The organism is Sphingomonas corticis (assembly GCF_012035195.1).
GTDB lineage: Bacteria > Pseudomonadota > Alphaproteobacteria > Sphingomonadales > Sphingomonadaceae > Sphingomonas > Sphingomonas corticis.
The window spans coordinates 126,178-138,056 of the sequence record NZ_JAAVJH010000002.1 but is presented as its reverse complement, the minus strand read 5'-3'; the positions used below and the strand labels follow the sequence as shown (position 1 = coordinate 138,056).

General features: G+C 71.8%; 14 protein-coding genes. 8 read left to right on the top strand and 6 right to left on the bottom strand.

Annotated elements, in window-relative coordinates:
- Positions 1-67 precede the first annotated feature (67 nt).
- The 6 genes from HBH26_RS03390 (at position 68) to HBH26_RS03365 (ending at position 5,965) form a co-directional block, all read left to right on the top strand.
- Positions 68-985, top strand: coding sequence for a DMT family transporter (locus HBH26_RS03390; RefSeq protein ID WP_168133194.1), 918 nt, complete (start codon positions 68-70; stop codon positions 983-985).
- Positions 982-1,641: a COQ9 family protein gene (locus HBH26_RS03385; RefSeq protein ID WP_168133193.1), complete on the top strand. Its 660-nt coding sequence runs from the start codon at positions 982-984 to the stop codon at positions 1,639-1,641. The genes HBH26_RS03390 and HBH26_RS03385 overlap by 4 nt, the downstream gene beginning before the upstream one ends.
- Before the next feature lie 43 nt (positions 1,642-1,684).
- Entirely contained in the window at positions 1,685-1,966 is a 282-nt protein-coding gene (locus HBH26_RS03380) for a FeoA domain-containing protein (protein WP_168133192.1), read from the top strand.
- Positions 1,967-1,968: 2 nt separating this feature from the next.
- On the top strand, positions 1,969-3,822 hold the full coding sequence (gene feoB / locus HBH26_RS03375; RefSeq protein WP_338057224.1) for a ferrous iron transporter B: 1,854 nt from the start codon (positions 1,969-1,971) through the stop codon (positions 3,820-3,822).
- 10 nt (positions 3,823-3,832) lie between these two features.
- On the top strand, positions 3,833-4,384 hold the full coding sequence (gene ssb / locus HBH26_RS03370; protein WP_168133191.1) for a single-stranded DNA-binding protein: 552 nt from the start codon (positions 3,833-3,835) through the stop codon (positions 4,382-4,384).
- 150 nt (positions 4,385-4,534) lie between these two features.
- Positions 4,535-5,965, top strand: a complete 1,431-nt coding sequence (locus tag HBH26_RS03365; protein WP_168133488.1) for a sensor histidine kinase — start codon at positions 4,535-4,537, stop codon at positions 5,963-5,965.
- Here the strand turns inward: HBH26_RS03365 and HBH26_RS03360 are convergent.
- The 4 genes from HBH26_RS03360 to metX are packed head-to-tail and all read right to left on the bottom strand — an operon-like array spanning position 5,943 to position 8,519.
- Complete coding sequence (locus HBH26_RS03360) at positions 5,943-6,335, bottom strand: response regulator (protein WP_168133190.1); 393 nt, start codon at positions 6,333-6,335, stop codon at positions 5,943-5,945. The two genes, HBH26_RS03365 and HBH26_RS03360, sit on opposite strands and share 23 nt — an antisense overlap.
- A gap of 38 nt (positions 6,336-6,373) precedes the next feature.
- Entirely contained in the window at positions 6,374-6,976 is a 603-nt protein-coding gene (metW, locus tag HBH26_RS03355) for a methionine biosynthesis protein MetW (protein ID WP_168133189.1), read from the bottom strand.
- The gene (locus HBH26_RS03350; protein ID WP_168133188.1) at positions 6,973-7,407 is read right to left on the bottom strand and encodes a GNAT family N-acetyltransferase; all 435 of its coding nucleotides are present in this window, start codon (positions 7,405-7,407) and stop codon (positions 6,973-6,975) included. Before HBH26_RS03350 ends, metW begins: the two co-directional genes overlap by 4 nt.
- Positions 7,404-8,519 carry a homoserine O-acetyltransferase MetX gene (gene metX, locus HBH26_RS03345; protein ID WP_168133187.1) on the bottom strand — a complete coding sequence of 372 codons (1,116 nt, stop codon included), beginning with the start codon at positions 8,517-8,519 and terminating at the stop codon, positions 7,404-7,406. The genes HBH26_RS03350 and metX overlap by 4 nt, the downstream gene beginning before the upstream one ends.
- A gap of 94 nt (positions 8,520-8,613) precedes the next feature.
- Between metX and hisC the strand changes: the two genes are divergently transcribed.
- Positions 8,614-9,714: a histidinol-phosphate transaminase gene (gene hisC, locus HBH26_RS03340; protein WP_168133186.1), complete on the top strand. Its 1,101-nt coding sequence runs from the start codon at positions 8,614-8,616 to the stop codon at positions 9,712-9,714.
- On the top strand, positions 9,714-10,622 hold the full coding sequence (locus HBH26_RS03335; RefSeq protein WP_168133185.1) for a prephenate/arogenate dehydrogenase family protein: 909 nt from the start codon (positions 9,714-9,716) through the stop codon (positions 10,620-10,622). Before hisC ends, HBH26_RS03335 begins: the two co-directional genes overlap by 1 nt.
- Before the next feature lie 41 nt (positions 10,623-10,663).
- On the opposite strand, the gene HBH26_RS03330 is transcribed toward HBH26_RS03335, so the two are convergent.
- Positions 10,664-11,359, bottom strand: a complete 696-nt coding sequence (locus HBH26_RS03330; RefSeq protein ID WP_209308304.1) for a lysophospholipid acyltransferase family protein — start codon at positions 11,357-11,359, stop codon at positions 10,664-10,666.
- The gene (locus HBH26_RS03325; protein ID WP_338057222.1) at positions 11,341-11,874 is read right to left on the bottom strand and encodes a YdcF family protein; all 534 of its coding nucleotides are present in this window, start codon (positions 11,872-11,874) and stop codon (positions 11,341-11,343) included. Before HBH26_RS03325 ends, HBH26_RS03330 begins: the two co-directional genes overlap by 19 nt.
- Between the last annotated feature and the right edge of the window lie 5 nt (positions 11,875-11,879).

Genomic DNA, 11,879 nt, shown 5'->3' with positions numbered 1-11,879 from the left:
CGGACCTCCAGTGATTGGGATGCGGCGGAAGATGTGACGCGGCGGACATAGGACGCTACGGGGCGGCATGCACGCCGCTGCCGCCGATAGGAAATCTTCGCGCCCCGCAAGCGCGCCGCCGCTCGCGCTCGCCGCGCTGCTGGTCGCGAACGTCGCGCTCGCCTTCGGCCCGCTGTTCGTGCGGCTGTCGGACGTGGGACCGGTGGCGGCGGCGTTCTGGCGGCTGGCGCTGGCGGTGCCGCTGATCGCGCTGCTGGCCGTGGCGGCAACGCGCGGGCGGACGATGCCCGCGCTGCCCGCGCGGACGTGGTGGCTGCTCGCCGCGGCGGGCGTCGCCTTCGCCGGCGATCTCGGCGCCTGGCACGTCGGCATCCTGGGCACCACGCTCGCCAACGCCACGCTGTTCGGCAATTCGGCGACGTTCATCTTCCCGCTCTACGGCTTCCTCGTCGCGCGGCGCTGGCCGTCGCGGACGCAGGGCGCCGCGCTGGCGCTGGCGGCGGCGGGGGCGGGACTGCTGTTGGGGCGGTCGTACCAGCTCGACCCCGGGCATCTGGTGGGCGACCTCCTCTGCCTGCTGGCGGGCGTGTTGTACGCGGTCTACTTCGCGCTGATGGCGGACGTACGCCGCGCCACCGCACCGCTGCCCGCGCTGGCGCTGTCATCCGCCGCCGGGCTGGCGCCGCTGCTGCTGTTCGCGTGGTGGCTGGGCGAGCGGATCGTGCCGGGCGACTGGACCCCGCTGGTCGCGCTGGCGCTGGCCAGCCAGGTGATCGGCCAGGGATGCATGATCTACGCGCTGGGCAAGCTGTCGCCGCTGGTGATCGGGCTCGCGCTGCTGATCCAGCCGGTGGTGGCCGCCGCGATCGGCTGGTCGGTGTTCGGCGAGCGGCTGGCGGCGGCGGATCTCGTCGGCGTGGCGATGGTGGCGGCGGCGCTGGTGCTGGTGCGTCGCGATCCCGATCCTGCTAGAACGGCGCGATGACCGACCCTGCCGACCTGACCCTGGACGAGATCCGCGCCGCGCTGGCGCCCGCCATCGCCGCCAATGCCGCGTTCGACGGCTGGGGCGACGCCGCGCGCGACATGGCGGCGGAGGCGGAGGGGATCGACCGCGACGTTGCCGCACTCGCCTTTGAGGGCGGAGCGGTGGCGATGATCGACGCCTGGTTCGCGCACGTCGACCGCGCGATGGCCGCGGCCTGCCCGCCCGACCGGCTCGCCGCGCTGAAGATCCGCGCCCGCATCGCCGCGCTGGTGGAGGCACGGCTGGCGGTGCTGGCACCCGACCGCGAGGCGCTGCGCCGCGCGCTGGCCGTGCTCGCCCAGCCGCAGAACCTGCCGCGCGCCGCCCGGCTCGGATGGCGCAGCGTCGACGCGATGTGGCGGCTCGCCGGCGACACGGCGACCGACTACAACCACTACACGAAGCGGGCGATGCTGCTGGGCGTGTACGGAACGACGATCACGGTGTTCCTCGACGACGACAGCGAGGGACAGGCGGAGACCCGCGCCTTCCTGGGCCGTCGCATCGACGACGTCATGCGGATCGAGAAGGCCAAGGCCGGGGCGATCGCGCGCACCCGCCACCGGCCGAGCCTGACGCGCTTCGTCGGCCGGCTGCGCTATCCCGTCGTCTGATCCGTTATTGATAATCGCTCGCAACCTCTCTACAGAGAGCGGCGTGACTTCCCCGCTTCACCTGGGCACCCTGCCCCGCCACCGGCGCGCGACGGTCGAGGCGATCGACTGGGCGCGGCTCGCCACGCCGGAAGCGCGTCGGCTGCGCGAACTCGGCTTCGACCGCGGGGTCGCGGTAGAGGTGCTGCACCGCGCTCGCCTGGGCGGCGGGCCGATCGCGTGCCGGGTCGGCCGCATGACGGTGGCGCTGCGCCGCGCGGTCGCCGTCGCGATCGCCGTCTCGCTCGATCCGCAATCTTCCGCCCTGCCCGAACCCGCCGAGTAATCGTGGAACTGCCCCCGCTGGTCGCGATGGTCGGCAATCCCAACGCCGGCAAGAGCGCGCTGTTCAACGCGCTGACCGGCGCCCGGCAGAAGGTGGGCAACTATCCCGGCGTCACCGTGGAGCGCCATTCCGGCCGCATCGCGCTGGACGACGGGCGCCCGGTGGAGCTGGTCGACCTGCCCGGCGCCTACAGCCTCGATCCCTCCTCGCCCGATGAGCGCGTCACGCGCGACGTGGTGACGGGGGCGCAGGCGGGGGAGCGGCTGCCCGACGCGCTGGTCGTCGTGGTGGACGCCTCCAATCTCGACAACCACCTGCGCTTCGCGCTTCAGCTGATCGCGCTCGGCCTGCCCGTGGTTGTGGCGCTCAACATGGTCGACCTGGCGGAGCGCGACGGCCTGGTGCTCGATCCCGCCGCGCTGGAGCGCGAGCTGGGCGTGCCGGTCGTCGCCACCGTGGCGGTGCGCCGTCGCGGGCTGGATGAACTGCGCGAGCGGCTGACCCGTACCGTCACGGGCGAGAAGGTGCGGCGGCTGACGACCTCCGACGGCAGCATCGAGGACGATATCGTCACCTTGCAGCGGCGCGCGCGGCAGATCTCCGCCGCCGCGACCGTCAGCGAGACGCCGGTGCGCCGCTGGAACCACGCGCTGGACGCGGTGGCGCTGCACCCGGTGTTCGGCCCGGTGCTGCTGGTCGCGCTGCTGTTCGTCATGTTCCAGGCGGTGTTCAGCTGGTCGGAGGCGCCGATTGGCTGGATCGAGGGCGGCATCGCCTGGATCGACGATGGCGTTCGCGCCGTGATGCCCGATTCGATCCTGCGCTCGGCCATCACCGACGGCGTCATCGCCGGCGTGGGCGCGGTCATCGTCTTCCTGCCGCAGATCCTGATCCTGTTCCTCTTCATCCTGGTGCTTGAGGCGTCGGGCTACATGGTCCGCGCCGCCTTCCTGATGGACCGGATGATGGCGGGCGTGGGCCTGTCGGGACGCGCCTTCATCCCGTTGCTCTCCTCCTTCGCCTGCGCGGTGCCCGGCATCATGGCGACGCGCACGATCGACGACGAGAAGGACCGGCTGACCACGATCCTGATCGCGCCGCTGATGACCTGCTCGGCACGGCTGCCGGTCTATACGATCATCATCGGCGCCTTCATTCCGGCGCGGCAGGTGCTGCCCGGCGTGGGCTTGCAGGGGCTGGTGCTGCTCGGCCTTTATCTGATGGGTATCGCCGGCGCCTTCGTCGCCGCGCTGGCGCTGCGGCGCACGGTGACGAAGGGCGAATCGTCGGGCTTCATGATGGAGATGCCGAAGTACCAGATGCCGCGGCTGCGCGATGTCGGCCTGGGCCTCTGGTCGCGCACGGAGATCTTCCTGAAACGGGCGGGTACGATCATCGCGCTGACGACGGTGGTGCTGTGGCTGCTGCTCAGCTTCCCGCGCGCGCCCGCGGGGCAGAGCCAGGTCGACCACTCAGTCGCCGGCCGGATCGCCGGCGGGATCGAGGTGGTCGTGGCGCCGATCGGGTTCAACCGCGACATCGCGCTGGCGCTGATCCCCGCCATGGCCGCGCGCGAGGTGGCGGTGGCGGCGATCGGCACCGTCTACGCCGTCGACGATCCGGAACAGGGCGAGCGCACGATCGTGGAGAACCTGCAACGCCGCTGGACGCTGCCCACCGCGCTCGCCTTCCTGATGTGGTTCGTCTTCGCCCCGCAATGCATCAGTACCATCGCGGTTACCCGGCGGGAGACGAACGGGTGGAGATGGCCGCTGTTCATGGTTGGCTATCTGTTCGCCACCGCGTACGTGATGGCCGGTATCACTTACTGGCTCGCGGTCGCCGCGGGGCTCTAGAGGCTGGAAGATGGCAGGCAGCGTCAACAAGGTCATACTCGTCGGCAACCTGGGTCGCGACCCCGAATCGCGCTCCTTCCAGAACGGCGGCAAGGTGGTGAACCTGCGCATCGCCACGTCGGAGAGCTGGAAGGACCGCAACAGCGGAGAGCGCAAGGAGAAGACCGAGTGGCATTCGGTCGCGATCTTCAACGAAGGGCTGGCCAACGTGGCCGAGCGGTACCTGCGCAAGGGGTCCAAGGTCTATATCGAGGGCCAGCTGCAGACGCGGAAGTGGCAGGACCAGCAGGGCAACGACAAATATTCGACGGAGATCGTGCTGCAGGGCTTCAACTCGGTCCTGACGATGCTGGACGGCGCGCCCGGTGGTGGCGGCGGTGCCGGCGGCGGGGGCGGGGGCGGCCGTGACGACTGGGGTGGCGGCGGCGGCGATTTCGGCGGCGGCGGCAGCGGGGGCGGCGGCGGCGGTGGCCGCGGCGGAGCGTCCGGTGGCGGCAACCGCGGCGGTGGCGGCTACGGCGGCGGCTTCGCCGACGATCTCGACGACGACGTGCCCTTCTAGGTGGCGGACGGCGCGCCCCCAGCGGCACGGACAGAGGCACGGACAGAGGCACGGACAGAGGCGCGAGCCGAGGCGACGGCCGCGCGCCGCCGCGCGACGATCGACGCCTACGAACTGGATGCGCTGCGCGATTCGGCCGCGCTGCGCCAGATGACCGACTTCGCCGCCGCCCTGTGCGAGGCGCCCACCGCGCTGATCTCGCTGGTGGAGGAGACGCGCCAGTCCTTCCTCGCGCGCACCAACTTTCCGCGCGAGGATACGGCGCGCTGCGACAGCTTCTGCGCGCACGCCATGATGGAGCACGACATCACCGTCGTGCCGGATGCGACGCAGGACCCGCGCTTCGCCGACAATCCGCTGGTGCTGGGCGAGACGCACGTCCGCTTCTACGCCGGCGCGCCGCTCGTCTCCGACGACGGCATTCCGCTGGGCGCGCTGTGCGTCATCGACACGGCGCCGCGCGCGGGCCTGACGGCGCTCCAGCGCCAGGGGCTGGAGGTGCTGGCCGCCAACGTGATGGCGCGACTGCGCGACTCGCGCGAGGGCGCGGCGCGGCGCGCGGCGGAACACGATGCGCGGCGCGCGGCGCACGACAGCGAGGCGCGCTTCCGCGTGCTCGCCGATTCCATGCCGCAGATGGTGTGGTCGACGCTGCCCGACGGCTACCATGACTATTACAACGCGCGCTGGTACGAGTTCACCGGCGTTCCGGCGGGTTCCACCGATGGGGAGGGCTGGGCCGGCATGTTCCACGCCGACGACCAGGACCGCGCCTGGACGGTGTGGCGGCGCAGCCTGGAGACGGGCGCACCCTATGAGATCGAGTATCGCCTGCGCCACGCCGACGGCACGTACCGCTGGGTGCTGGGACGCGCGCTGCCGATGCGCGACGCGGCGGGGCGGATCACGCGCTGGTTCGGCACCTGCACCGATATCCACGAGCAGAAGCTGGCGATGGAGGAGCGCGAGGTCATCAGCCAGGAGCTGTCGCACCGCATCAAGAACATCTTCTCCGTGGTGGCCGGACTGATCCAGTTCGCCGCGCGCTCGCATCCCCCCTTCGCGCCCATCGCCACCGACCTGCGCCAGCGCATCATGGCGCTGGGCCGCGCGCACGATTTCGTCCGTCCCCACAGCCCCAACTCCCGCCCGCACGCGCGGCAGGACAGCCTGCACGGCCTGCTGGAGGAGCTGTTCGCGCCATATCAGTCCACGCCGGGGGAACGGATCACCGTGTCCGGTCCCGACGTGCCGATCGACGATCGCGCCGCCACCCCGCTGGCGCTGCTGTTCCACGAGCTGGCGACCAACGCGAGCAAGTACGGCGCGCTGTCGGCGGATGGCGGCCACGTGGCGCTGACGGTCGCGCCGCACGGCGACGTGGTGACGCTCACCTGGCAGGAGCGCGGCGGGCCGCCGGTGTCCGGGGCGCACGACCGCACCGGTTTCGGCACGCAGCTGGTGGAGATGAGCGCGGTGCGCCAGCTGGGCGGCACGGTGGAGCGGCGCTGGGATCCCGCGGGGCTGACCCTGGTGTGCGAGACGCCGGTCGCGGCGTTCAGTCGTTCGCGGCCAGCCTGACGAACTCGACGTCGCCCGCCTCCGCCCCGTCGGTGGCGACCGCCGCCGCCGCCAGGATCGCCGCCTCGCTGAACGGTTTCCTGATATAGCCCAGGGCGTCGCGCACATGGCCGATCTGCCCCGGGTTGGCGGTGACGAACACCACCTTCACGCCGTGGTCGCGTGCGATGCGCTGCGCGATCTGCGGCCCCGTGGCGCCGTCGCGCAGGTTCACGTCGACGAAGGCGACCGCGCAGCCGGGCGCCGCCTCCAGCGCGGTGTCGCTGTCGGCCGCGATCGCCACGACCTGGTAGCCCGCATCCGTCAGGATGCGCTCCAGGTCCAGCGCGACGAAGATCTCGTCCTCGACGATGAGTGCGGTCTTGCTCATGGGGCTCGTGAATCCGTTATGGAACGGGCTAACACCAATTAGTGATGATGGTTCCGCGCCAGCAGGAACACGGCGTGCTCGGCCAGCAGGTTCGCGGCGCCTCCGCCGGTCTGCCGGTCGCCGCGCAGGAACCACGCCCGCTCCACCGCCAGGCCGCGTTCCGCCACGTGCGCGCGGAAATCGTCAACGGTGACGTGGTGGATGTTCGGCGTGTCGTACCAACGTTCCGGCAGCAGCCGCGTCACCGGCATCCGCCCGCCCAGCAGCAGCGACAGCCGCACGCGCCAGTGCGCGAAATTGGGGAAGCTGACGAAGGCGCGGCGGCCGATCCGCAGCAGCTCGTCCAACACCACGTGCGGCGCGCGCGCGGTCTGCAACGTCTGCGACAGGATGGCGTAGTCGAAGCTGGCGTCGGGATAGCCGGCGAGGTCGACGTCGGCGTCACCCTGCGCCACCGACAGCCCGCGCGCCATCGCCGCGGCGACGTTGCCGCCGTCGATCTCCAGCCCCCGCGCATCGCACCCGCGGTCGTCGCGCAGCGCCGCCATCAGCGCCCCGTCGCCACAGCCCACGTCCAGCACGCGCGATCCCGGCGCGACGTGGGCGGCGATCAGCGCGAGGTCGGGTCGCAGCTGCGTCACGTCGAGGCTCTCACGCGCGCCTCGAACTCGGGCGTCAGCCGTTCCATCCAGCGCGCCGGCCGCAGCGGCGCGTGGAAGCCGATGTCCTCGTAGACGCCGTGGGCGTCGGCAGTCACCAGAGCGTAGCGACGCACGGCGGTGAACTCGGGATGATCGAAGAACCAGCGCACCATGCGACGCGCGATCCCCTGCCGCCGTGCCGCCTCCGCCACCCACACGTCGTCGATCCACGCGAAGGAGGCGTAGTCGGTGATCGCGCGGGCGAAGCCGACCTGTCCGTCCGCATCATAAGCGCCGATACAGTGGGAGTGCGCGATCTGCCGCTGCAGCTGCTCGCGCGCGATGCCGCGTGCCCAGTAGCTGCCCGCCAGCCAGCCGTGCACCCGCGCCACGTCCAGCCGCGCCTTGTCGTCGTCCAGCTCGATCGTCATCGCCCCGCCTCCATGAACCCCGCCACGATCCGGTCCAGCGCCGGCACGTCGAGCAGGAAGGCGTCGTGGCCGAAGGGACTGGACAGCTCGACGAAGCTCGCCGGCGCACCCGCGGCGTGGAGCGCCTGCACCACCGCGCGCGACTCGGCGGTGGGATAGAGCCAGTCGGTGTCGAAGCTGACGATCGCGAAGCGCGTGCGCGTGCCGCGGAACGCGTTGGCCAGCAGCCCGCCATGCTCCTCGGCCAGGTCGAAATAGTCCATCGCCCGGGTGATGTAGAGGTAGCTGTTGGCGTCGAACCGGTCGGTGAAGGCCATGCCCTGGTGGCGCAGGTAGCTTTCCACCTGGAAATCCGCGTCGAAGCCGAACGATTTGGCATCACGGCCCTGCAACCGGCGGCCGAACTTCTCGGTCAGCCCCGCTTCGGACAGATAGGTGATGTGCGCCGCCATCCGCGCCACCGCCAGCCCCGCCGCGGGGGCCGAGGCGGCGTAATAGTCGCCTTCGCGCCAGTTGGGATCGGCCATCACCGCCTGCCGCCCGACCTCGTGGAAGGCGATGTTCTGCGCGGTGTGTCGCGCGGTGGAGGCGATCACCACCGCGGCGCGGACGCGATCGGGAAAGGTCGCGGCCCAGCTGAGCGCCTGCATCCCGCCCATCGATCCGCCGACCACCGCGCGCAAGGTGCCGACGCCCAGATGGTCCAGCAGCATCGCCTGCGCGCGCACCATGTCGCGGATGGTGATGACCGGGAACGCCATGGCATAGGGCCGCCCCGTCGCGGGATCGACGCTGGCGGGCCCCGACGATCCCATGCAGCTGCCCAGCACGTTGGCGCACACGACGAAATCGCGCCCGGTGTCGATCGGCCGTCCCGGCCCCACCATGCGCGTCCACCAGCCGGGCTTGCCGGTGCGCGGGTGCGCGCTGGCGAGGTGCTGGTCCCCGGTGAGCGCGTGGCAGACGAGCACCGCATTGCCGCGGTCGGCCGCCAGCGTGCCGTAGGTCTCGTAGGCGATCTCGACCGGCGCGAAGGCGGCCCCGCTGTCGAGCCGCAGCGGCCCCGGCAACGTCACGCGGCGCGCGAGGCCGAAGCGCTGGTCGTCGATCATCCCGCGGCGTTAGCGCGCGTGCCGGGTGCCAGCAACTCGCCGCTGGCCTGCGCCCCACTTCCCTGCGACCCGCACAATGCGTAAGCGCGCGGCCATGACCCACGCTCCGCAGCCCAAGCCCTGGATCATGGCGATCCACCCCTATGTCCCCGGTCGGTCCACCACCGACGACGGCGGCAAGGCGGTGAAGCTGTCGTCCAACGAGAATCCGCTCGGCACCAGCCCCGCGGCGCGCGCCGCCTATGCCGCGGCGGCGACGGTGCTGGAACGCTATCCCGACGCCGGCGCGCCCGAATTGCGCGAAGCGATCGCGGCGCGCTTCGGCCTGGACGCCGCGCGCGTCATCCAGGGCAACGGGTCCGACGAGGTGCTGCACCTCGCCGCCGGCGCCTTCGCCGGCCAGGGCGACGAGGTGATCTTCGTGCGCTACGGCTTCGCCGTGTACGAGATCGCGGCGCGGCGCGTCGGCGCGGTGCCGGTGGTGGCGCCCGACCGCGACTATGCGACCGATGTCGATGCCATCCTCGCCTGCGTCACCGACCGCACGCGCATCGTCTACGTCGCCAATCCGAACAACCCGACCGGTACCTTCGCCCCGCGCGAGGAGATCGCACGGCTGCACGCCGGGCTGCGGCCCGACATCCTGCTGGTGCTGGACCAGGCCTATGCCGAATATCTCGACGCCGCGGACGACGACGGCGGGCTGGACCTCGCGAAGACCGCCGCGAACGTGCTGGTGACGCGCACCTTCTCGAAGATCCACGGCCTGGCCAGCGAGCGGATCGGCTGGGGCTATGCCCATGCCGACGTGATCGCGGCGATGCACCGCATCCGCCTGCCCTTCAACGTCACCATCGGCGGGCAGCGCGCCGCCATCGCCGCGCTGGGCGACCGGGACTTCGTGGCGCACACGCGCGAGCACAATGCGCGCTGGCGGGCGTGGTTCGCGGACGAGATCGGCAAGCTCGGCAACGCCGGGATGCGCGCGGTGCCGAGCGAGGCGAACTTCGTCCTCGTCGTCTTCGAAGGCGCGCTGACCGCCGAGGAGGCGTACAAGGGCCTGATGGCGGCGGGCTACATCGTGCGCTGGCTGCCGGGCCAGGGCCTTTCGCAGGGTTTGCGCATCACGATCGGCACGGAGGAGGAGACGCGCGGCGTCATGGCGGCACTGCGCGCCCTGGCCGGGCAGGGCTGATGCTGCCGTTCGCGCGCGTGACGATCGTCGGCCTGGGGCTGATCGGCTCCTCGCTGGCGCGCGCGGTGCGGGCGGCGATGCCGACGGTGCGACTGACCGGCTATGATGCCAGCGCCGACGTGCGCGAGACGGTGCGCGCGCTCGACCTCGTCGACGACGTCGCGGACACGCCGGGCGCGGCGGTGATCGACGCGGACCTCGTCGTGCTGTGCGTACCCGTCGGCGCGATGGGCGCGGTCGCGGCGGACATGGCGGCGGACCTGCCCGCCGACGCGGTGGTCAGTGACGTCGGCAGCTGCAAGGCGTCGGTCGCCGCCGCGCTGCGCGCCGCCTTGCCCGGCGCGACGATCGTCCCCGCCCACCCCGTCGCGGGCACCGAGAAGAGCGGGCCGGAGGCGGGCTTCGCCACGCTCTTCCGCGGCCGCTGGTGCATCGTCACCCCGCTGGAGGGCGGCGATCCGGTGGCGGCGACACGAGTGGCCGACTTCTGGCGACGGCTGGGCGCCGACGTCGAGACGATGGATCCCGACCATCACGACCTGGTCCTAGCCGTCACCAGCCACCTGCCCCACCTGATCGCCTATACGATCGTGGGCACGGCGGACGACCTGGAACAGGTGACGCAGTCGGAGGTCATCAAATTCTCCGCCGGCGGCTTCCGCGACTTCACCCGCATCGCCGCGTCCGATCCGACGATGTGGCGCGACGTGTTCCTGTCGAACCGCGACGCGGTGCTGGAGATGCTCGGCCGCTTCAGCGAGGACCTGTCGCAACTGCAGCGCGCGATCCGCTACGGCGACGGCGACGCCTTGTTCGACCGCTTCACCCGCACCCGCGCGATCCGCCGCTCGATCGTCGACCAGGGCCAGGACGATGCCGCCGCCGATTTCGGCCGTCGCCACGACTGATCTTCGCGCCTCCCGGCACCATCCGGCGTGAGCCGGACGAATCAGTTCAACGCGTTGATCGCCGCGTGCACCCGCGCCTCCGCCTCCCTGCGGGGCAGGCCGGGGGGGATCGCCTCGCCGATGCGGATCGTCACGACGCCGGGACGCTTGGCGCCCTTCTTCGGCAACAGCCGCCCGCTGTCGAGCGCGATCGGCACCACCGGCAGGTCCAGCGCCTTGTACAGCCCGGCGAAGCCCGAGCGCAGCGGCGGGCGCTCGCCGTGCGGCACGCGCGTGCCCTCGGCATAGACGATCACCGAACGGCCCGATTCGCGCATCGCCCGGCCTTCGCGCATCAGCTGCTTCAGCGCCTTGGCCGAGGCGTCGCGATCGACCACCAGCGCGCCGTATTTCGTCGTCGCCCACCCCCAGACGGGGATCTTCATCAGCTCGCGCTTCAGCACCATGGCGGGGGAGCCGAGGATCAGCTGCAGCTCCAGCGTCTCGTACATCGCCTCGTGCTTGGCGACGTACAGATACTGGCCGCGCGGCACCTGCCCTTCCACGCGCGGGGTGATGCCCAGGATCCAGCGCAGCAGCACGCGGTGCAGCCGCGACCAGCTGTCCGAATGCGCGATCACCGCGCGCTGGCCGAACAGCGCGCTGACCGGCACCGTCGCCACGATCGGGACGGACAAGAGATAGAAGATCGTGCGGAACACGATCGTGCGCACCCAGTTCACGTCCACCGCTCCCATAGCAGCACCATCCGCCGCAGCAGCAGCTTGTGATATTCGTTCAGCGCCTGGCGCAGCGTCGGCTTGCCCGCGACGCCGTCGACCAGGATGGCGACGCCCGGCCCGGTCGCCTCCGCCAGCTCCAGCCGCGCGCGGCGGGCATGCCAGTCGGACGTGACCAGGCGGATGCTGCGGTAGCCGCGGTCGCGCGCCCAGGCGGCGGTCTCCGCCCCGTTGCCGCGCGTGTCCACCGCCTCCCCGCCCAGGTCGACGCAGCAGGCGATGGTGCCCGCGTAGCCGTAGACCCGCGCCAGGTCGACGCGCCGCACTCCCGGCGCGGTGCCGGTGACGAGCATCCGCCGCGCCCGCCCCGCCTCCAGCAGCGCCAGCCCGCGGTCGATCCGCCCCGGCGCGCCGGTGGGCACGACGATGGCGTCGGTGCGCGCGTCGCCCGCCGGCCCCGGCAGCGTCAGCATGAAGGCGGCGAAGCCCAGCGCCCAGCCGAGCAGCACCAGCGCGACGAAGCGGCCGATCACGGGAT